This window comes from Rhizobium sp. BK049 (assembly GCF_014193135.1).
GTDB lineage: Bacteria > Pseudomonadota > Alphaproteobacteria > Rhizobiales > Rhizobiaceae > Rhizobium.
In genome coordinates this window covers 60,308-81,812 of sequence record NZ_JACHYV010000006.1, presented here as the reverse complement: position 1 = coordinate 81,812, position 21,505 = coordinate 60,308, and the positions used below count along the sequence as shown (strand labels likewise).

Sequence of the window (21,505 nt, the reverse complement as noted above, 5' to 3'; positions counted from 1 at the left end):
TTTGCCAAGGAAAATCCATGTATTCGCGCCAGTTTCTCTTCTTATGCGGCCTCGCCGCCGCGGCATTGTCTCCTGTCGCAGACGTCGCTCCGGCAGCCACGGCCGCAACCCGCGACAAGGCCTTCTTCGAATCCGTCACCGGCTCGTGGAAGGGCCCCGGCGAGATCGTCGCCGGCAAGTACAAGGGCATGAAATTCACCTGCAATCTGACCGGTGAACCCACTGGCGACGGCACTGCCGGCATCAAGCTCGACGGCACCTGCCGCGTCGGCGTCTTCAAGCAGCCGATGAGCGCCGTCATCTCGCAGTCGGGCTCCACCTACAAGGGAAAATTCCTCGACGGCGCCGCCGGAAAGGGTCTTGACGTTGTCTCCGGCGCCGTCACCGAGGATACCGTCGTGGTGGGCATCAACCGCGCCAAACTGAACGGCGCAATGATCGCCCGCGTGCGTGATGACAAGACGATGAACGTCACCGTGTCGGTCAAGGTCGAGAGCCAGATGATCCCGGTTATCGGCCTGACATTGACTCGTCAGGTCGACGAAATGGCCGTCGGCTCCATCCAGTAGACGGTGCATGACGGATTTTCCTGAAGCGGCGGGTTTCCCCGCCGTATCGCGTTTTAGGATCCGTGCTTCAGGCGCTCCGCCACCAGTCGCCGCTGTCATCGGCGACCTCGATGCCGGTCACGTCGGCCTCGAGCAGCCAATCGCTGACCGGCCGGCCCCTGACGAGAAGTCCTGGGGCGATATCAGCAAGCGGCATCAGGACGAAACCGCGGTCGGTCATACGGGGATGCGGCAACTCCAGCCGCGGCGCCTGCTGGACGACATTGCCATAGGTCAGCACGTCGATATCGAGCGTACGCGGTCCCCATCGCTCGATACGCTCGCGTTTCATCTCGCGCTCAATCGACAGGCAAACATCGAGCAACGCCTCTGGAGGGAGCCGGGTTTCGACCGCAGCGCAGGCATTGAAGAAGAACGATTGGTCCGTTTTACCCCACGGCGGCGTGCGATAGAGCCGCGACACGGCGGTGACACGACAGTCGTCGCGCCCGCCCAGTCTCTGCAGCGCCGTGGCCATCGCCTTTACCGGATCGCCGATATTGCCACCGAGGCCGAGTGTGGCCGATTGCGATGCAGCCTCAGGCAAAATGCTCAACACTCACCTGCACGAAATCGAGCACCCCGGGCACCGGCGCATTGGGCTTGCGCACTGTGATCTTCGCCCGCCGCACCTGCGGGAACGTCTGACAGAGGCCCTTGGCGATATCGAGCGCCAGGGCTTCGATGAGATAGCGTCGCTTGCCGGTGACGATCTCCTCGATCACCGTAAAGGCAATGCCGTAATTGACGGTGTCGTTGATCGAATCGCTTTCCAGCGCCTCGCCCGCGACGACATCGAGCTCGGCATCGACGAAGAAGCGCTGACCGAGGAATTCCTCCTCGTCATGCACGCCGTGGCGCGCGAAGAAGGCGCAGTTCTGCAGCGTGATCGTGTAGGTGGTCATGTCGGCCGCTTCCTCTCGAATTCCTGGCGCGCATTGAGCATAGCATCGGCGATAGCAAGCGCATCCCTGTTGATTGCGACATTGTGCACCCGGAAAACCGCAGCCCCTTGAAGCCTGAGCAGCGCGCTTGATGCGGCCGTCGCTGCATCCCTCTCCGGCGCCTCGCGCCCCGTCACCGCGCCGAGGAAGCGCTTGCGTGACGTGCCGGCAAGCAGCGGCAGACCGAAGCGCGACAGTTCGGAAAACCGCGCCATCAGCTCCAGGTTTTCCTCCGCCGTCTCCTTGGCGAAGCCGAATCCCGGATCGAGCACGATCCGGTCGCTGGTAACTCCGGCCGCGGCGGCGATCGCCAGCGACCGTTCGAGGAAATACGCTTGGTCGGCAATCACATCGGCAAGTTTGACCCTGTCGCGGCCGGTATGCATGATGCAGAGCCCCGCCCCGGTGGCCGCGGCCACATCCGCGATACCTGCATCTTTCTGCAGTCCGAAGACGTCGTTGACAATATGGGCGCCGGCGCCGACCGCCAGCCGCGCCGTCTCGGCACGGTACGTATCGATCGAGATCAGCGCCTCGGTACGACCGCGCAGCGTCTCGATCACGGGCAACACCCGCGCCTGCTCTTCCGAAGGGCTGACCGACGCCGCACCCGGCCGAGTCGATTCGCCACCGATATCGACGATCGCAGCACCGTCGCTGACCGCCTGCAATGCGTGTTCGACGGCGGCATCGAGGGTTTCAAAACGTCCGCCGTCGGAGAAGGAGTCCGGCGTCACATTGATGATCGCCATGATCGCCGAACGACGGCCGAGTTCGATTTCCCGGCCATGGCCGACACGCCAGAAACTGCCTTCGAGCCCTGTCACCAGACTTGTCCTATTGATGACGAAAAAAGCCGCCATCCGATATTGCGCTTACGGTGGCTATGCCCCAAGCTCCTGCCGATTTCAACATGGGTTGCGTTCAGAATGCCGCTTGCAATGCGTTATATGTGCCTTCCTGTCGCCTTTTCCATTGCTCTTTCCCTTAGCAGTCCAGCGGCAGCTGAAGTGATCGCATCGAAAAGTTATTCCTATTTCGACATCCGCGGCAAAACCGCCGATGAGCTAGACCGGGAACTCAGCCGCCGCGGCCCGACGGCGAGCGGTTCGTCGGCACGCCATCCCGGCGCCACCAAGATTCGCTTCGGCGGCGAGGCCACCTATATCCAGGATGACGGCCGATGCCGCGTCGGCAATGTCAAGGTCACGGTTCATACCCAGATCATCCTGCCGCGCTGGAAAAGCCGCAGAGGCGCCAGCAAGGAGCTGTCGATGATATGGGACGCATTGTCGAGTGACATCAAGCGCCACGAGGAGCGTCATGCCGAGATCGCCAGAGATCAGGCCCGCGCCATGGAGCGCGCCATCCGCGCATTGCCGCAGCAGCGCAGTTGCGAGGCCATGCAGGAGCTCGTCTCCAACGAATCAACTCGCGGCATAGAGGAGCACGATCGGCTGCAGGCGCGATTCGATCGGGTTGAGGCGGTCAACTTCCAGAAGCGCATGCTGAGATTGCTGAAAAATCGAATCAACGGTCGAGCCGGCGGAAAATAAGGCTTTTTCGAGCTGGTGACGAGCAGAAAAACTTAGCTGCGCAGCGAAACTTGTGCGAAACTTACGCCTTCCCCAGCGTTTTAATGGTCATTTTTCATCCTGGCAGACTCAACCGGAACGCGTTAATATGAACACATTCGAAAGTTCAGGTACGGCATCTGGACTTTCCTCGCTGGGTTCTCCTGGCGCGTTCCGAAGCCGCGGATGTTCCTCCCTCATCCGTTGGTAATGCGCCCGCCTCGCCTCGCTCGCACCAGCGCGCGAGGCGTCTTTTTTGTGGTTATGATTGGCGGATATTCGCCTCGAAGATCGGACTCCGATTTTCGGGACAATGTGCTGGCAGCGATATCTCAGGCCTGGCGTTCGGGCACGTGCACGACAAGCCCGTCATAGGCCGCCTTCATCCGGATCTGGCAGGAGAGCCGCGAGGTCGGGCGTACGTCGAAGGCGAAGTCGAGCATATCCTCTTCCATCGCTTCCGGCTGGCCGACCTTCTCCGTCCATTCCTCGTCAACATAGACGTGACAGGTGGCGCAGGCGCAAGCACCGCCGCACTCTGCCTCGATGCCGGGCACCGAGTTGCGCACGGCATTCTCCATCACGGTGGAGCCTTGGTCGACGTCGAGGTCGAAGCGCGTACCGTCGAAGGCGACGATGGTAAGTTTGGGCATCAGGACTATTTCCGGTCTTCAAATGGGTGGGCGGAGTTTCTTCCGACAAATCGACGCGTCAGTCAACATTCGGAAATCCGCCCTAACCTCGCAGATCGGGCCTTCGACCGCCGTCTTCAAAGCGTCATCTGGGACGTCGCAAAAAGACCCGTGGTTCCGCAATGAAACAACGGGCCCCGTTCGATCAATGAAAGAAGAGTTGGAGGTCAGCCGCGGCAGAGCTTGAGAATGAAATTCTCGGCGTCGAGGACGGCAGCGCCGAGCGCCGCCATTGCGCCGGCATCGCCGCCGGTTTCCTCGACGACCTCAGCCGTCTGCGAAACGCGGAATGCGCCGACCGAACTCGCCGCACCTTTCAGCCGGTGCGCAGCCGCGCCGACACGCACGGTTTCGCCGCTCGCCATATCCTGGAGGCACGCCCGCGCTTGGCGCGCAAACATCTGAAGGACTTCGATTTCCAGAGACTTGTCGCCCATTGTCTGTTTCGCGAGATGGACGAGATCGATCGGCCGTACCTTCGAGGGACACGGCCCTTGTCCATTATCAGGCGCCTCGAATACGATTTTCAATGCTGCCAGCTGGCCTGCCATTTGCCACGTCTCCCGTCTCACTCGTCCGCACTTGCTACAGTTCTGCGTCAGGAGGGTGGCCATCGCGTTAAATTCCGGCACATCGGGCACCGAAATCTCACCGTATGGTTAACATCCGTTAAACATCCCTAAATTATTGGTTTTTAAGCAGGGCTTCGGATTCAAAGGTGTTAACAACAAGTTAACAAGTCATGAATCGCAAGCCTTCATTAATTGTGTGCTGAGCCCAGATGTGTCACTACGATACTGGTGGAGCGGGTTTATGGTACGCGCCTTTGCCGAGTGAGTGGATAATGGTAGTGTTTTGATACCTTCCGTTTGAAAAAGCGGCTATCTACTCTGAAATGACATGCTTATCCGTCCGCGATTGGGATGGAGAGCCGTAACGGCAAAGTTGTTCCCGGGCAGGCGGAAACCGGGGATGCGCTACCGGGCCGGCCGACAGTAACGAGGCGTAATCGAATGGCGAATAACAAATACAATGAGTCGATCGAGGACAAGGCGTTCAAGGCGTTGGACGAGGCGCTCCAGATCGACTTCGGCAAGGATAACGTGCCGTCTGGCCGCGGCGACGCGCCTCAGGCGCCGGAGGGAAATGTGTCTGATCCATCGAATGCGCGCAATCAGCAGGCCCAGGAAGAAGCGCAGCGCCGCAACCGCCGCGGCGCCGGGGCCGAGCAGGCTTCCCGAGCGCCGGCCTTCGCGCCCGCCAATGATGCCAGCCGCAATACGCCCGCCTCGATCCTAAAATCCTTCGACGGCGCCTCCAGCCGCTCGGCAGTGCGCACCGCTACCTTGTTTTCCGTGCTTTGGGTCATGGCGGGCCTCGGCCTGATGTCGCTGATTTATACGCCGCAGATCTGGCAGATCCGCTCGATCGCCGATCTTGTTGCCCTGCCCGGCGTTATTGCCGGCCTCGTCGGCATCATCATTCCGGTGATGATGTTCTATGCTTTCGCCATCATGATCTCCCGCGCTCAGGACATGCGCAACGCCGCCCGCTCCATGGCAGAGGTGGCATTGCGCCTGGCGGAGCCGGAAACCATTGCCTCCGAACGCATCATGACCGTTGGCCAGGCAGTGCGTCGCGAGGTCTCGGCCATGAACGAAGGCATCGAGCGCACCATCGCGCGCGCTTCCGAGCTGGAAACGCTGGTCCATTCCGAGGTCAACGCGCTGGAACGCTCCTATGCGGACAACGAGTTGCGCGTGCGCGGCCTCGTCCATGAACTCGGTTCGGAGCGGGAGGCGATCGTCAACCATGCCGACCGCATCCGCACCTCGATCGGCAGCGTCCACGACCAGCTGAAGGAAGAACTGTCGCTGGCGACCGAAGAAATCGCCGTGCGGCTCGCCACGTCGGGCGAAGCCTTCGCCTCGCTGATCGACACGCGCGCAGCGACGATCCTGGAAAAATCGGACAGCGCCCTGCAGTCGATGGGCAGCCTGCTCGCCGCCAAGACCGACAGCCTGCTCCAGACCCTCAACGCCTCCGGTTTTGCGCTCGCCACCGAATTTGACAACCGCCTCGAGGCGCTCTCCGTCAACCTCAATGAACACGGCGAAAAACTGCTCAGCCAGTTCGAGACGCGCGCGTCGACCATGGACAGCAGCACCGAGAAGCTGAACGCGGCGCTAAACGAGCGCACGCATCAGCTCAATGAAATCCTGATCGCCCGCACCCGCGAGATCAACGAGAGCCTCACATCGGGCGAACGCACCATCAGCGGCACGCTCGACGACGTGCTCTCGAAGCTGAACAGCGCGCTCGATGAGAAGGGCGCAAGCTTCCGCCAGAGCCTGCAGAGCACCGCCGACGACGCCGTCATGGATCTTGATCTGCGCTCCGGCTTCTTCGAAGAGCGCCTGCAGACGACCGTCGCCCAGCTGTCGACCGCCTTCGACGAGCGTGTTGCCGAATTCACCAGCGCTTTCGACAAGCGCACCGGGTCGCTCGACACCAAGCTGATGGAGAGCCTTGCCCGCATCAACGAAACGCTGACCGGTGGTTCGGATTCGATCGAGGGCATTTTGAACTCCAATATCGACCGGCTCGGCTCGTCGATGACCGACCAGTCGCTGGCGCTTGCGACGGCGCTCGCAACCGGCCATGAAGTGCTGGAGAGCACGCTCAATAGCCGCACCGAAGAAATCACCACCGCACTCACCAGCCGCACCGGCGAGTTGACCTCGGCGCTGCAGAGCGCCACCTCGGACATCGCGCTGGCGCTGGCATCCGGTACCTCCGACCTGCACAACAATCTTCAGGCCCGCTCAGCCGAATTCCGCGATTCGCTGCGCACAACCACTGCCGACTTGACCGCCGCCGTTGCCGCCGGCACCGAGCAGGTCACGACGGCCTTCGGCGGCCGCGCCGAGGAACTCACCAGCGTATTGACAGCGCGCGCAGCAGAAATCCGGGACGCGGTTGGCACAGCCCATGAGCGTATCGACAGCGTCATGGCGGAGCGCGGCGGAGCGCTGATCGATGCGCTGACCACCCATCACGGCCGCTTCGAGGAAGCGCTGACGACCCGCTCCGACGCCATTATCAACGCGGTTTCCGGCACCCATGACCGTCTTGCGGAAACGCTCGACGAAAAGGCGATGGCGCTCGCCATCTCTTTGAACGAGAGCCAGGCCCGCATTGAGGATACGCTCGAAACCCGCTCCGAGGCGCTGCTTAACGCCGTTTCCGGCACGCATGCCCGCCTCTCCGAAACGCTCGACGAAAAGGCAATGGCGCTCGCCATCTCTTTGAACGAGAGCCAGAGCCGCATCGAAGACACGTTGGAGACCCGTTCCGCAGCCTTCCTCAACGCCGTCTCAGGCACGCATGATCGGCTGTCGGAAACACTGGATACCAAGGCTGCGGCTCTGACGACCTCGCTCGACGAGCGCCATGCCCGCATCGAGGACGCGCTCGGAACCCGCGCCGAAGCCTTGTTGAACAGCGTGTCCGGCACGAGCGACCGGCTTGCCGAGACCCTTGATGAAAAGGCGATGGCGCTTGCTATTTCCTTGAACGAGAGCCAGGCCCGCATCGAGGAAACGCTCGAAAATGGTTCCGCAGGCCTGCTGAACGCCGTCTCCGGCACGCATGACCGGTTTGCCGAGACGCTGCAAGGTAAGGCGGCAGCTTTTGCCAACTCGCTGAACGAAACTCAGGCACGCATCGAAGATACGCTCGAAACCCGCTCCGCTGCCCTGCTGAATGCCGTATCCGGCACTCATGAGCGTCTCTCGGAGACCCTCGATGAAAAGGCGATGGCGCTTACCATCTCACTGACCGAAGGCCAGGCTCGCATCGAGGACACGCTGCAGACCCGGTCGGCGGCGCTGCTGAATGCCGTTTCAGGCACGCATGACCGCCTGTCGGAAACGCTGGACGAGAAGGCGATGGCGCTCGCAATCTCTCTCAACGAGAACCAGACGCGGATCGAAGACACGCTGGAATCCCGTTCCGAGGCTTTCCTCAAGGCCGTCTCCGGTACGCATGAGCGTATCGCCGCGACCCTCGAGGAGAAGGCATCGGCACTTACCGCCTCCTTGAACGAAGGCCAGAGCCGTCTGCAGGACACGCTGGAGAGCCGCTCGGAATCCTTCCTCAATGCAGTTTCCGCCACCCATGACCGCCTGTCCGAGACGCTCGACGATCGGGCGATGGCCCTTGCCATTTCGCTGAACGAGAGCCAGAGCCGTCTCGAGGAGACGCTGACATCCGGCGCCGATGCGATCACCAATGCGGTCTCCGGCACACATGAACGCCTGAATGGCGTGCTCGACCAGAAGGCCAGCGCGCTGGCCGCCTCGCTAAGCGAAGGGCAGATCCGCATCGAGGAAGCCCTGGGACACCGCGCAGCCGCGCTCGTCGGTGCCGTAACGGCAAGCCATGATCGGCTCACCGATGCGCTCGACGAAAAGACCATGGCGCTCGCTATTTCACTCGATGACAACCAGAGCCGATTCGACAGCGCCCTCGAAGCCCGCAGCAATGCAATCATGGAGGCTGTCACCAGCGCCGAGGCCCGCGTCGCCGGCGCCTTTGCCGACAAGACGGACGCCATCCATAACGCCTATGCCGATAATCAGCGGCGGCTTGAATCCGCGCTCTCCGAGCACAGTGCGGTGATTTCGGGGGTTCTCGATGCGGGCGGTGCTCGCTTTGAAGGTCTCGTCGGCGGCTTGACCGGCCGCATCGAAGGCCGCCTCAGCGATGCCCATGCGCGGCTCGGGAGCCTGGCCGAGGAGGCCGCGGCGCGCATCGAAGGCGGGCTCGCTTCCGCCCATGAGCGCATCCGCACGACGCTTGAGGATCGCGGCAATGCCATCGAGCTGTCGCTGAGCCAGGCGCATGCGCAGATCAGTGATACGCTCACTGAACAGGCGACCAGCATCGGCACTTCGGTGGCGACGAGCGTCAGCATGCTCGAAATGTCGCTGGAAGACCGTGAAGCCTCGATCCGCCAGGCGATCGATGCCGGCGCCCAGGCATTGGAAGATCGCATGCGCGCCGGCGCCGGACAAATCGCCGGCCGCTTCCAGGAGGCGGCGAACACGATTTCGAGCTCCGCCCAAGACCTTTCCGCCCATCTCGACCAGTCGGTTGAGAACCTTGCGGGACGTCTTGAAGAAACCGGTTCTCGTATGGAGGCCGGCCTTACGGCGATCGAGACCCGCATCCGCGACGGCGTCGGCGGCGTTGCCGAAAAGGTCGAAGCCGCCAGCAGCCAGCTCTCCGGCGTGCTTGCCGACGGCATTTCCCGCCTCGGCGCGCTCGGTGACGACGCCACCCGACGCATCTCGGCGACGCTCGAAGGCAGCGCTTCCAATCTTACACAGGCAATCGACAGCCGCACCGCCAATCTCGCCGAGACGTTGGACAGCCGCACGACCACGCTTGCAGGCGCCATCGAGGGTCGCACGGCAAGTCTCGGCGAAACCCTGGACCGCGGCAACGCACGCATCGAGGAACGCCTCTCCACTATGGATCGCGCGTTGACCGTCGGCCTCGACGCCGTCAACCGCACCATCGAGGGCAAGGCCGCCGGCCTCGCCTCGACGCTGCGCAGCGCGGTGGCCGAAGCAGCCCAGGGAATGGAAGGCGAAGCGACCAGAACGACGGAACTGCTCGGCAAGACGGGCCAGCAGTTCGCCGAGGATCTCAATGCGAAAAGCGACGAATTCACCCGCACCATGGATGAGCGCTCTTCGCAGATCGTCACGCGGGTTGCCGAAGCTCAGAACCGCCTGGCAACCCAGGCCGCTGCCGTCGCCCAGACCTTCTCGGAAGCCGGCAATGCCATCGTCAACAAGGTCGCCGAGGCGGAGACCGTTGTCGGCACGCAGGTCAATGCCATTTCCAGGGCCCTGTCGGACGCCGGCCAGTCTCTCGAGGCGCGCGGCAATGCCATCCGCACGACGCTGTCGGGGGCCGGCAGCGAGATTTCCGCCACCATGGCGGATGTCGAGCGGGCGCTCGAAGCGCGCAGCAGCGCCATCCGCTCCAATCTCGAGGAGCGCGCCCGCGAGATCGATACCTCTCTCTCCGACGTCGACCGGGCGCTTGAAGCGCGCGGCAACTCGATCCGCTCGACGCTTGAGGAACGCACCCGCGACCTCAATTCGATGCTGTCAGGCCGCTCTGTCGAATTGACCCGCATCCTTGACGAAACCGCCCGCCCGATCATCGATCGCTACACCGATGCCGGCGAACAGGCGGCTGCCCGCATTACCGCCGCAGCCAATCTCAGCGCCGACCGTCTGCGCGCCGAGAACGAAGCGCTCGCCAGCGCCGTTGCCGCCCGCACCGAGAATGTCGCCAACGCCGTCAGCGCCATCGAGAATAGCCTGGTCGGCAACGTCAACGGCCTGGTTCAGCGCATGTCGGAAAGCAGCGCGGCGATGGCGATGATGATGAACCGCGCCGCCGAACAGTTGACGAGCGTCGACGGGCGTCTCGGCGAAACCACGACCCGCTTTGCCGACTCCGCCACCAAGGCGGCCGAAATGGTCAACGCCTCGACCAGGCTTCTCGAAGGCAAGGTCGACCGCCTCTCCGACATCTCTGGCCAGACGCTGGCCCAGGTCGGCAGCATCATCGGCCGCTTTGACGAACATTCCAAGGTTCTGACCCAGGCCTCGCAGCTTCTGGGTGCCGCCCAGTCCAACCTCGCCTCGACGCTCGAGGAGCGTGAAGGCGCGCTGCAGGCCCTCTCCGTCAGCCTGGTCCAGCGCTCCGATGAGATCGAAAAGACCATGCGCGGCCTCGGCGACATGATCGAAACCGTGTTCGAGCGGGCCGAGCAACGCTCCAACCAGGTCACCGGCAACCTGCGCCAGGGCGTACAATCTTCCTTTGCCGATATTGGCCGCGTTCTGACGGAAACCGAGAAGCGCGCTCAGGAGGCCGCCGAGACGATGCGCGAGGCGATCACCCGCGCCGGCGACGAGGCCAATACGACGATCGACAGCACCTTCGCCAATGTCGAACGCCGTTCCGGCGATCTCTCCAATCGCATTCGCGGCGGCCTCACCGCCTCCTTGTCGGAAGTCGAGCGCATGCTCGGCGAAGCCGGCCGCGCCTCCGATGGTGCTGCCCAGCACATGCGGGAATCGCTGCGCGAGGCGATTGAAGATGCCGTCGGCCGCTTCTCCGGCGCTACCGAGGACATCCGCCGCTCCGCTGCCGACATCCGCAACGAGCTCGACGCCACCCGCGCCGAACTGAAGCGCGGCGCCTTCGACCTGCCCGAGGAAGCCAAGGAAAGCGCCTCGGCCATGCGCCGCGCCGTCGCCGAACAGATCAAGGCCCTGCAGGATATCTCGCAGCTTGTCGGCCGCTCCAGCCAGCAGCTCGAAATCTCCGAACCCGCCGCCCGCTCGCTTGCCCAGGCGCAGCCGGCTCCGCGCCCGGCTCAGCCGATCGCAGCCCAGCCGCCGCAGCCGGCAGCGCCTGCGCCGATCGAAGCGGCAGGTCTGCGCGGAACGATTACGCCGTCCGCTTCGGCAGCCGCTCCTCAGCGGGCCGCTCAGCAGCCAGCCCCCACTCGCCAGGAATTGGGCCGCCAGGAACCGGCCCGGGAAAGCGGAGGCTGGATTAGCGATCTTCTGCGAGGCGCATCCCGTGAAGAGGCCGCGGACCAAGCGCCGGCCCGTGCTCCCGCCCGCTCGGCGGAAACCGCCGCACCGGCCGCACGCAGCAACGACAGCCGCAATCCGCGCCATGTCGTGGAATCGCTGAATTCGCTCTCCGTCGATATCGCCCGCGCCATCGATCACGATGCCTCGGTCGATCTCTGGCGCCGCTACCAGCGCGGCGAACGCGACGTCTTCACTCGCCGCCTCTACACGCTGAAGGGCCAGCAGACCTTCGACGAGATCAAGCGCAAATACGACCGCGAACCGGAATTCCGCACCGCCGTCGACCGCTATATCGGCGATTTCGAAAAGCTGCTCGCCGACGTCGCCCGAACCGACCCGAACCAGACAGTCACACAGTCCTATCTGACGTCGGATACGGGCAAGGTTTACACCATGCTCGCCCACGCAGCGGGCAGGCTGAGATAGAGTCTCGCCGATATCGTGGAAATGAAGCCACCTGAACATGTGTCAGGCGGCTTTCACTGATGCCGGGGGTATGATCTTCTCCCCAGCCTGGAACCGCGAACAAGATGACCAAGGCCCTCCTGACTATCGACGTACAGAATGCAATTCTCTCCGGAAAGGCAACGCCGGAGCGCCAGCCCGAGGTCGATTCCGCACTTGATGAGACCGTTGCTCGGCTGGCGTTGCTCAAGGAAAAAGCGCGACAGGCCGGCGTGCCGGTCGTGCTGGTGCAGCATGATGGCGACAGCGGTCATCGATTGGCCGTGGGCACGCCGGGATGGGCGCTGCGCCGGGAGATTGCGCCGCAAAAAGGTGAGATCGTCGTGCGCAAGAAAAGCGCCGACTCCTTCTTCGGGACCGCTCTTGCCGACCGCTTGCAAGAACGTTCAATTACACACCTCATAGTCGGCGGCTGCATGTCGCAATTCTGCGTCGACACGACCGTCAGGCGGGCCGTTTCGCTCGGCTATGACGTGACCCTGGTTGCCGACGGCCACACAACCGGTGACACGGCGACCCTCGCCTTCTCCGAGATCATCGCCCACCACAATGAAACGCTTGATGGTTTCGATGCCGGCGACGCGACGGTGAAGGTCCGCCCCGCCGTCGGCATTTGCTTTTCACAAAGCTCTGGCCACAACACCTGACATCAAATCGGAAGCAAGCGCTCGGTCCTAAACGTGACGACCAAAACCTAATCAATCTCAGGTACATCCCTCGCAGCCGTATCGACCATGATCGGCCTCTGCCCCAGTCGTCATATATCCGGGGGCCGAGACAAAGGGCATCATCTGTGGATAGGCCTTTTTTATTGCCCCCTTCCTTCATTCCGTCACAAACTTTTTCGATCCGCTTGCGTTAAAGCCAACGGCTCCTCGGCCGCGTAACAAAAGAGACAGCAACACCGATGACCACGACGACATCCCGGCTTCTTGCCATCGCGCTTTCGTCCACCCTGCTGATGGGCGCTTTCATTCCGGCTGAGGCCGGTCAGGCAAGCTTTGTGATTGATGCGCAATCCGGTCAGGTCCTTGAAGCCTCCAACCAGGACGATCTCAACTATCCCGCGTCGCTGACCAAGATGATGACGCTTTATCTCGCCTTTGAGGCGCTGCACGAGGGACGTCTCAGCTGGGACCAGAAGCTCACCATGTCGGAAAATGCCGAGAGCAAGGAACCCTTCAAACTCGCTATTGGCGCCGGCCGCCAGGTGACGCTGCGTGAAGCTGTCGAAAGCATCGTGGTATTGTCCGCCAACGATTCTGCCGTGGCGATCGCCGAACATCTCAGCGGCTCCGAACAGACCTTCGCCAGAACGATGACCGACAAGGCGCACCAACTCGGCATGAACGACACGGTTTTCAAGAACCCTTCGGGCCTGCCTGATCCGGAGCAGGTCACCACGGCGCGTGATATGGCGATCCTGGGCGTCTCGCTGATGCGGGACTTCCCCGAGGAGTTCAAGCTCTTCTCCATGCGCGGCTTTAAGTTCCGGGGCATGAAACTGCGCGGCCACAACAATCTGATGTACCGCTATGACGGCGTCGATGGCATCAAGACGGGCTATACCGATGCCTCAGGCTACAATGTCGTGACCTCGGCGCTGAAAGATGGCCGCCGCGTCGTCGGCGTCGTCATGGGTGAAAAGACTGCAAGCCTGCGCGACGACAAGATGGCGAGCCTCCTCGACAGCACGCTGCCGTCGTCGCCCACCGCCACCGCCTCCACCACGCCAGGCAGCCAGCCTGCAGCGACGATGACGGATGCGCAGCCGACAAAGTAACCGGCATGCGACGCTGAAGGATGGCGACACGTTTTGCTACCGAAAAGCCACTTCCAGGTTTTGCCGGTCTTGCGCGATCACACGGCAATTGGTTTCGAAACCTTCGCCCTTGATGGCAAGAGTGAATTCCGAGGGGATGCCCGCCGTATTCGAAACCGAAATGCCTGCGCTCTCCGCGCCGATCGATTTGACGGTGCAGTCGATAGTCGAGCGCCGGTCGTTAAATAGGATCGAACCTGCCTTCAGCACGCGCCGCCGCGCGCCAATGGCGTGATCGGCGTGAATGGAACTCCATGAGACGCAGCGATTGCGCCCGCCCTGTTTTGCCTGATACATCGCCGCATCCGCTTGAGCGAGCAGTGTTTCGATGTCTCTGCTGACGATAGATAGCGCCGAAATTCCGAGGCTTGCCGTGACGGTCAGCGAGCCGTGATCGCCGGAAATGACTTGCGAGGCGATGGCGGTTCTGAGTTTTTCGGCGACGGCGGCCGCTCTCTCCCGATCGACATGCGGCAGAACGACGGCAAATTCCTCACCCCCGATACGGCCCAACAAATCACCGGCGCGAAGGGTCGCCCTGCAGATCGATGCGACCGACTTGAGAACCGCGTCACCTGCGGCATGCCCGTACCCATCGTTCACCTTCTTGAAATGATCGATGTCGAAAACGATGCAGGACAGGTCATGCTGATGCCGCAGCGCGAGGGAAATCAGCTGATCGGCTTCCTGCTTGAAGGCTCGCCGCGTCGTAGCCTCGGTCAGGCTGTCGGTAGCGGCAGACTGCATGAGTTCGAGGCGGTCCATCGCTGCTCCCGCCAATTCTTCGAGAATACAAAGATCTTTGCTGCCGAACGATCTGGGCCGGCGATCGATGGCGCACACGGTTCCAATCATGTGACCGGCCTTCGTTCTGAGCGGAACGCCGGCATAAAAGCGGATATGGTCCGCGCCGGTGACCGCAGGATGCGTTGCAAAGCGCAGATCCTTGCTGGCATCAGGAACGATGACAGGCTCGTCACAGTCCACCACGTAGCGGCAGAATGTGTCTTTGAGCGAGACCTCGTCGCCCGACATGCCGGAACAGGCCTTGTACCATTGCCGGTGCGCATCGATCAGCGACACGATGCCGATGTCGACGGAAAATACCTGCTTTATAAGGCGGACGATTCGCTCGAAGCCTTCGTCCTTGGGCGTGTCGAGCAGATCGAGTTGCTGCAACGCTGCCAGCCGTTCCTTTTCTCGCTGAACCGCTTCAGATGACGACTTTCCGAATACTCGTGCGACCACCATGCAGCATGCCTCCTGACAGCGCTAACACGACGCTTTCCACAAATTCATGAATAAATTTAATAGGATGAACGCCTCAACCTCGTGGCGCCAATATTTTTTCCGTATCGGCAACCTTTGATTTCCAAGCTGCACCTGCGAAAACGCAATCTCAGATTGCGCGCAGCGTCCAGCCGACGATCTCCGACACCACCGTCGAAAAGGCGCGGTCGAGACCCTTGACGAAGCCCACGTTGTCGCCGCCGGCCGGCGTCATGGCGCGGAACACCTTCTGGGCGCGTACCGAGCCGTTTCGGTCGTTGAGAATCTTGGCGGAGATTTCGACCACCGCCTGGTTGCCGCTCGAGGCGTCGATTTCGAATGCGCGGATATCGGTGACGATCTGGTAATCGATCGCCAGCCCCTGCCCCGGCATGCCGACGCCGCCGAGCTTTCCCGAATTCTCGAAGGCCTCGACCAGTTTCGATTGCACGATGCGCGGCAGCTTGTCGCCCCACTGCGCCCGCGACAGATACTGGATTTCCGACGGCGAGACGCGGATAACGATCTGATCGCTGTCGAGCGATCTGAGTGCCGTCGGCCCGGCAATCAGGATCTGGCGGGATTTGGCAGCAGGTCCATCGCCATCGACGGCCGCAGAGAGATCATAGGTATCGTTCTTGGCTGAAGTGCCACAGCCCGACAGGATCAACGCAGTCAGCGGCAGCGCGATCGCCGTTCCCCTGATCCACGAACGGCGCGACAACAGATGCGATGCGACCATACTGGGCTACCCCTGACTTTCCCTGTTAACGCCGCGTCCGGCCGTCGTACTGTTTGACCGTGTCCCCGCCGAAGATCAGGCGTTGCGGATTGCGGTCGAAGTTGCTGATCGTATCGTTGAGATTGCTCACGGTTCCGCGCATGTCGTTGATGAGGGTCTGCACGTCGCGCAAGCCGCCGCTCGAGAATTTCTGAAGATTATCGGCGATCGGACCGATTCGCGAGTTCAGATTATCGGCCACCTTCTTGAAGGATTCCAGCGTATCGCGCGCCTCGGCGAACAGCGATTGCGTGTTGTCGGTTCCAAGCAGCGCATCGACCTTGATGAGAATGCCATCGATGCGTGTCGAAGCCGAATTCAGCTTGTTGGCAAGCTGCGACACGTCCTGGATCGTCTGGTCGATATCTTTCTGGCGCAGCGAAACCGTATTGGCGACGTCGCGGATCGAGGCGACTGCCGCACGCGCATCCTTTGTGGCTTGCGAAATATCGTCGACCGAACCCTTGATCTTCGCCGGGTCGATCTGCGCGACGAGCGTATCGACGCGGTCGAGCGTTGCCTGCGCCTGCTTGCCGAAATCGTTGAAGGTGGTGGCCGTCTCGTCGAACTTCTTGATCGCGCCCTTGAGATCGCCTGAGGCATCGGCGACATTGGCGGTGATCTTCTCGGCATTGGAGACGATATTGTCGACCTTCTGCGCGTCGACGGCCCTGACCAGCGATTCCACCGCCTGAAGCGTCGAATCGACACGCCCGGAAACCGCCTTCACCGTGTTGGAGAGCTCACCGACGCTCTGCAGGAAGGCGTCGATATTGCCGGAATTCTTGGCCAGCGCATCCGAGAAAGTTTCGGCATTCTTGAACGTCTGGGTCAGCGGAGCACGCGAATCTTCGATGAAACCCTGAAGTTCGCCAACCGCGTCATTGGCGCGATCAAGGATCTTATCGGCGGTCGCCAGGAGATTGGTGACGCTCGACTGGTCGGCGACGATAACGGCGCGTTTGCCGTTTTCGATCGCATGTTTAAGGATACTCTCCTCACCCTTGCGGCCGCCCGACAACTCGATATAGGCGGCCCCCGTCAGGCCCTGAATTTCAAGCGCGGCCTTGGTGGAAGGGTAGATCGGTGCGTCCGTGCGCACCTGGGTGAAGGCCAGCGAATATTGCGGATCGTCGGCATCGATCGACAGCGTCTGCACCGAGCCCACCTGGATGCCGTTGAAGCGTACCGGCGAGCCGACGCTGAGTCCGTTCGCCGAGCCGGGAATACGCACGATCAGCTCCGTCATCGGGCCGCCACGGCCATATTCGGCCATCCAGTAGACGAAGCCGAAGGCGGCCGCGATCACCAACACCGTGAAAAAACCGACAATCGTGTAATTGGCTTTGGTTTCCATCTATCCGGTCACTTCCCGCCGCTGCCGTTCCCGTGCCGCGCGCCATTGTCCTGCGGCACGATCGACCGTGCTCGCTTACCTCTAAAATAGGCCTGCACCCACGGATCGTCATAGGCCAGCATGTCGTCGATCGTGCCTTCCACCATTACTCGCTTCTTTCCGAGCACGGCAATACGGTCACAAACCGAAAACAGGCTGTCGAGATCGTGCGTCACCATATAGACGGTCAGTCCGAGACTATCGCGCAGGTTGGCGATCAGTTCGTCGAATTCGGCTGCGCCGATAGGGTCGAGACCGGAGGTCGGCTCGTCCAGGAAGACGAGCTCCGGATCGAGCGCCAGCGCGCGGGCAAGAGCTGCGCGCTTGATCATGCCCCCTGAGAGTTCGGACGGGTATTTGTCGGCGGCATCGGCCGCGAGCCCCACCATGCGAATCTTCAGATGCGCCAGCTCATCCATTAGCGAGTGCGGCAGATCGAGATATTCGCGCATCGGCACCTGGATGTTTTCCTTGACAGTTAGCGACGAAAACAATGCGCCCTGCTGGAAGAGCACGCCGAGCCGCATGTCGAGCGCGTTGCGCTGCGGCTCGTTGAGCTCGTCGAAGTCCTGGCCCAGGATCTTGATCGTGCCGGAGCGGCGCGGCAGCAGCCGCAGCACCGTTCGCATCAGCACCGATTTGCCGGTGCCCGAAGCACCGACGAAGCCGAGGATCTCACCGCGATAAATATCGAGATTCAGTTCGTCGAGCACCACCTTGGAGCCAAAGGCGACGGTGACGTCGCGCGCCGAAAGCACGACATCCCTGCCCCGTCCTTCGCTTTCGATCGGCTGCTCGTCCACCCTGCCCGCCATACTAGAAGTTGATTGCTGCATAGAACATCGCAAAAAGCCCGTCCATCAGGATGACGACGAAAATCGCCTTCACCACCGAGGCCGTCACGTGCTGGCCGAGCGACTCCGCACTGCCACCGACCTTCAGCCCTTCGACGGCGGCGACGATGCCGATGACGAGCGCCATGAATGGCGCCTTGATCATGCCCGACAGCACGGTCGACAGCGTAATCGCCTCGTGGAGTCGCGCCAGGAAATTGGCGAAGGTGATACCGGAATAGCCCCAGGCGACGACCGCAGCCCCCGCCAGCGAAGCGAAATTCGCCAATACCGTCAAAAGCGGCAGCGCGATGGTCAGCGCCACCAGCCGCGGGAAGATCAATACGCCGATCGGGTTAAGCCCCATCACCTTCAGCGCGTCGATTTCCTCGCGCATCTTCATCGAGCCGATTTCAGCCGTGATCGCGCTGCCGGAGCGCCCGGCGATCATGATCGAAGTCAGCAGCACGCCGATTTCGCGCAGCTGCAGAATGCCGACCAGATCGACGACGAAAACCTCCGCCCCGAAATAACGCAGCTGGAAAGCGCCCTGCTGGGCGATGATCGCGCCGATGAGAAACGACATCAGCAGGATGATCGGAACGGCGCGAACCCCCATATGATCGATCTGGTTGACGATGGAGGCCGGCGAGACGCCGCTGCCGCGGCCGAGCTTCATCTGAGCGCCGCGCACCGCCGAACCCAGGATATACATTGAGGCAGCGAGATTATCCCAGATATCGTAAGTCATCTTGCCGATCGGCGCCAAGATGCGCGCGGCAAGCGAGACCTTCTCCTTCTGTTCCGGCTCCGGTTTGGCCGGTTCCTCGGAAAACATCTCCAGCATTTCATCCATATGCGGATTGGTGCCGACGAAGCGCACCGTGCGCCCGGCTGCTTCCTCCTCCTTCTTTAGACGGCAAAGCAGCCAGATGCCGGCGGTATCGATCTCCGATATATCAGAGAGGTCGAGCGTCAGATTGCCGGTCTTCTCTCGCCGAAGCTTTTCGAAGTCGCGCAGCACAAGATGCACATAGGCGCTGCGCCAATTGCCGCTGAGACGAACATGCTGCCCCGAACCATCTGGCCGGTCGTCCACTTGCAGTGAGGCGGCGTTGCGATTCTCGGCGTTCAAGATACTTGTGTCTTTCAAGGCTTACAGCGACATTGCCGACTCGCGAAGCGGATCGCCGCCGGCGCGTCAATATACAGAAGCAACGTCCAATTTCCATGCTCGCAGGATAGCAATAATGCCGCGCACCCTTGATATCCAGATGAATTCCTTTCCGATTGTCGGGACCTTCACCATCTCGCGCGGCGCAAAGACTAAGGCCGAGGTCATTAGCTGCGAAGTCACGGAAGAAGGCGCGCAAGGGCACGGCGAATGCGTGCCCTACCGCCGCTACGGCGAGACCATGGAGAGCGTCTTGGCCCAGATCGAGGCAGCGCGCCCGCTGATCGAATCCGGCATTTCGCGCGACGACCTCTTGTCGGCGATGCCGCCGGGTGCCGCACGCAACGCCGTGGATTGCGCTCTCTGGGATCTCGAAGCAAAACGGACGGGCCAAACGGTCGCCGCCCGCCTCGGCCTCACGGCGCTCAAACCGCTCACGACAGCCTACACCATCTCGCTCGGCGAGCCGGAAATGATGGCCGCGCAGGCGCGCGAACATGCCGGTCGCGCTCTGCTCAAGGTCAAGGTGGGAACCGGTGACGATGAAAGCCGCATCCGCGCAGTCCGCGCGGCCGCACCCGATGCTGCGATCATTCTCGACGCCAATGAGGGCTGGCCGGAGGCGGTGCTGGAACGTCATCTGCAGATCGCCGCGGAGGCGGGCGTCGCCCTCGTCGAGCAACCGTTGCCGGCAGGCAGCGATGCGCTGCTTGCCGAAATCCGCCGCCCGCTGCTCGTCTGCGCCGACGAGAGTGTGCATCACACCGGAGACCTCGCAAGCCTTGCCGACCGTTATGATGCGATCAATATCAAGCTCGACAAGACAGGCGGCCTCACCGAGGCCTTGGCGATGAAGGCCGAAGCGGAGAGGCTCGGCTTTTCGATCATGATCGGCTGCATGGTCGGCACTTCGCTTGCCATGGCGCCAGCCGTGCTGCTCGCGCAGGATGCCGATTTCGTCGATCTCGACGGCCCGCTGCTGCTTGCCCGCGACCGCCAACCCGGCCTGCGCTACGCCGCTTCCCTGGTCTTTCCGCCGGAAAGCACCCTCTGGGGCTGAAGATAGTAGGCTGAGATGACCAGCCCGAGGCCGGAAAGCGCGACGAGCGCCATGACGTAATAGCTGACAAGGCCGAGCCAGGCGTAGAGGTAGCCCGAAGCGATGGTCATCAACCCCATCGCCATGCCGACATAGAAGAAATAGGCGCCCTGCGCCGAGGCCTCCTGCGTTTCCTGCACCGTCGCCACGATTCTCCGCTGCACGCCGGTATGCACGAAGGCATAGGTGAAGCCGTGGAAACATTGCAGCAGGAAGAAGCCGGCAAAGCCGGCATTCATGGGAAACAGGATCCAGCGGCAGACGCTGATGGCGCAGCCGAAGCGGATCAATGTCCAGGCATTGAAGCGCCGATTGAGACGCTTCGATAGAAAGAACACCGTCACCTCCGAAGCAACGCCGGCGCTCCAGAGCAAGCCGACCTCGGTGCCGGAAAAGCCGAGCTGATGCCAATAAATCGAGGAAAAAGCATTGAGCACCGCGTGGCTCGACTGCTGGATGGCAACTCCGATCAGGAGCAGCAGCAAATGTGGTTCGCGCAACCCGCTGCCGGTGGCGGCCGGCAGGTCGATCGGCTGGCCGCGCCGCCGTGTGGGCCCGATCCGCGGACAGAAGATCGCCATCGCCACCGTCATCGTGAAGCCGAACACCATGACGACGAGCACCATGCCGCCGCCCCCCCGGCCGATCAGCTGACCGCCGAGGAGCGTCGAGACGATGAAAGCGATCGAGCCCCATACGCGCATCGACCCATAATCGAGCCCCCAGCGGCGCACGCCTGAAATGACGATCGATTCGACCACGGGCACATAGGGCGCAAAGGTGGCGCCCTGCAGCGCGAAGACGATTGTCACCGGCCAAAAGCTGGTCGTCCAGTAAAGCGCGATCGCCGTCAGCAGCGACAGGCCACCCGACCAGAGCAGCACGGTGGCGCGCTCCTTCATGCGGTCGGCGATCATGGCGACGACAGGTGCTACCAGGACTCGAACCACCATCGGTATGGCGAGAATAATACCGATTTCACGGTTACTGAAACTATGGGTTTGCAGCCAGACCGGGAAAAATGGCAGCACGACGCCATTGACGAGCAGCGGCGCGCAATAGGACAGCGCGCTGAGCAGCCGGAAGCGCGGCGGCGCTCCCTCACCCGGAGAATGTTGAGCGGGAATCATCGGTGGACCTGAAGGAAACTAGAT

The 21,505-nt window shown here is 62.0% G+C and carries 17 protein-coding genes; 6 read left to right on the top strand and 11 right to left on the bottom strand.

Annotated features, from left to right (window positions below; all coding sequences use genetic code 11):
- Positions 1 to 17: 17 nt before the first annotated feature.
- On the top strand, positions 18 to 569 hold the full coding sequence (locus FHT70_RS08305; protein ID WP_183700220.1) for a hypothetical protein: 552 nt from the start codon (positions 18 to 20) through the stop codon (positions 567 to 569).
- Positions 570 to 636: 67 nt separating this feature from the next.
- Here the strand turns inward: FHT70_RS08305 and folK are convergent, their stop codons facing one another.
- From folK to folP, 3 genes are read right to left on the bottom strand one after another with little or no spacing between them, the layout of a single operon-like run.
- On the bottom strand, positions 637 to 1,155 hold the full coding sequence (gene folK / locus FHT70_RS08300; protein ID WP_183700442.1) for a 2-amino-4-hydroxy-6-hydroxymethyldihydropteridine diphosphokinase: 519 nt from the start codon (positions 1,153 to 1,155) through the stop codon (positions 637 to 639).
- Positions 1,148 to 1,513: a dihydroneopterin aldolase gene (folB, locus tag FHT70_RS08295; RefSeq protein ID WP_008525873.1), complete on the bottom strand. Its 366-nt coding sequence runs from the start codon at positions 1,511 to 1,513 to the stop codon at positions 1,148 to 1,150. Before folB ends, folK begins: the two co-directional genes overlap by 8 nt.
- Positions 1,510 to 2,379: a dihydropteroate synthase gene (gene folP / locus FHT70_RS08290; protein WP_183700218.1), complete on the bottom strand. Its 870-nt coding sequence runs from the start codon at positions 2,377 to 2,379 to the stop codon at positions 1,510 to 1,512. The genes folB and folP overlap by 4 nt, the downstream gene beginning before the upstream one ends.
- A 102-nt stretch (positions 2,380 to 2,481) precedes the next feature.
- Between folP and FHT70_RS08285 the strand changes: the two genes are divergently transcribed.
- Complete coding sequence (locus FHT70_RS08285) at positions 2,482 to 3,108, top strand: DUF922 domain-containing protein (protein ID WP_183700216.1); 627 nt, start codon at positions 2,482 to 2,484, stop codon at positions 3,106 to 3,108.
- 350 nt (positions 3,109 to 3,458) lie between these two features.
- On the opposite strand, the gene FHT70_RS08280 is transcribed toward FHT70_RS08285, so the two are convergent.
- Complete coding sequence (locus FHT70_RS08280) at positions 3,459 to 3,779, bottom strand: 2Fe-2S iron-sulfur cluster-binding protein (protein ID WP_011425597.1); 321 nt, start codon at positions 3,777 to 3,779, stop codon at positions 3,459 to 3,461.
- 206 nt (positions 3,780 to 3,985) lie between these two features.
- Positions 3,986 to 4,369, bottom strand: coding sequence for an Hpt domain-containing protein (locus FHT70_RS08275; protein ID WP_085778354.1), 384 nt, complete (start codon positions 4,367 to 4,369; stop codon positions 3,986 to 3,988).
- Between the two features lie 462 nt (positions 4,370 to 4,831).
- Here FHT70_RS08275 and FHT70_RS08270 point away from each other — a divergent pair, with 462 nt between their 5' ends.
- The 3 genes from FHT70_RS08270 (at position 4,832) to FHT70_RS08260 (ending at position 13,760) form a co-directional block, all read left to right on the top strand.
- Positions 4,832 to 11,938, top strand: a complete 7,107-nt coding sequence (locus FHT70_RS08270) for a hypothetical protein (protein WP_183700214.1) — start codon at positions 4,832 to 4,834, stop codon at positions 11,936 to 11,938.
- A 104-nt stretch (positions 11,939 to 12,042) separates the two neighbouring features.
- Entirely contained in the window at positions 12,043 to 12,624 is a 582-nt protein-coding gene (locus FHT70_RS08265) for a cysteine hydrolase family protein (protein ID WP_183700212.1), read from the top strand.
- Positions 12,625 to 12,884: 260 nt separating this feature from the next.
- Complete coding sequence (locus FHT70_RS08260; protein WP_183700210.1) at positions 12,885 to 13,760, top strand: D-alanyl-D-alanine carboxypeptidase family protein; 876 nt, start codon at positions 12,885 to 12,887, stop codon at positions 13,758 to 13,760.
- 36 nt (positions 13,761 to 13,796) lie between these two features.
- Here the strand turns inward: FHT70_RS08260 and FHT70_RS08255 are convergent, their stop codons facing one another.
- From FHT70_RS08255 to FHT70_RS08235, 5 genes are all read right to left on the bottom strand, one after another.
- Positions 13,797 to 15,050: a sensor domain-containing diguanylate cyclase gene (locus FHT70_RS08255; RefSeq protein WP_183700208.1), complete on the bottom strand. Its 1,254-nt coding sequence runs from the start codon at positions 15,048 to 15,050 to the stop codon at positions 13,797 to 13,799.
- A gap of 148 nt (positions 15,051 to 15,198) precedes the next feature.
- Positions 15,199 to 15,810 (bottom strand): ABC-type transport auxiliary lipoprotein family protein, encoded by a 612-nt coding sequence (locus tag FHT70_RS08250; RefSeq protein WP_085778358.1) that lies wholly within the window; start codon positions 15,808 to 15,810, stop codon positions 15,199 to 15,201.
- A 25-nt stretch (positions 15,811 to 15,835) separates the two neighbouring features.
- Complete coding sequence (locus FHT70_RS08245) at positions 15,836 to 17,206, bottom strand: MlaD family protein (RefSeq protein WP_097599207.1); 1,371 nt, start codon at positions 17,204 to 17,206, stop codon at positions 15,836 to 15,838.
- Positions 17,207 to 17,214: 8 nt separating this feature from the next.
- Positions 17,215 to 18,060: an ABC transporter ATP-binding protein gene (locus FHT70_RS08240; RefSeq protein ID WP_183700206.1), complete on the bottom strand. Its 846-nt coding sequence runs from the start codon at positions 18,058 to 18,060 to the stop codon at positions 17,215 to 17,217.
- Between the two features lies 1 nt (position 18,061).
- A complete protein-coding gene (locus FHT70_RS08235) occupies positions 18,062 to 19,231 on the bottom strand; it encodes an MlaE family lipid ABC transporter permease subunit (protein WP_183700204.1) in 1,170 nt (389 codons plus the stop codon).
- Positions 19,232 to 19,328: 97 nt separating this feature from the next.
- On the opposite strand from FHT70_RS08235, the gene dgcA reads away from it, so the two are divergent.
- A complete protein-coding gene (gene dgcA / locus FHT70_RS08230; RefSeq protein WP_183700202.1) occupies positions 19,329 to 20,312 on the top strand; it encodes an N-acetyl-D-Glu racemase DgcA in 984 nt (327 codons plus the stop codon).
- Here dgcA and FHT70_RS08225 read toward each other — a convergent pair.
- On the bottom strand, positions 20,264 to 21,481 hold the full coding sequence (locus FHT70_RS08225; protein WP_183700201.1) for an MFS transporter: 1,218 nt from the start codon (positions 21,479 to 21,481) through the stop codon (positions 20,264 to 20,266). The genes dgcA and FHT70_RS08225 overlap by 49 nt on opposite strands.
- Between the last annotated feature and the right edge of the window lie 24 nt (positions 21,482 to 21,505).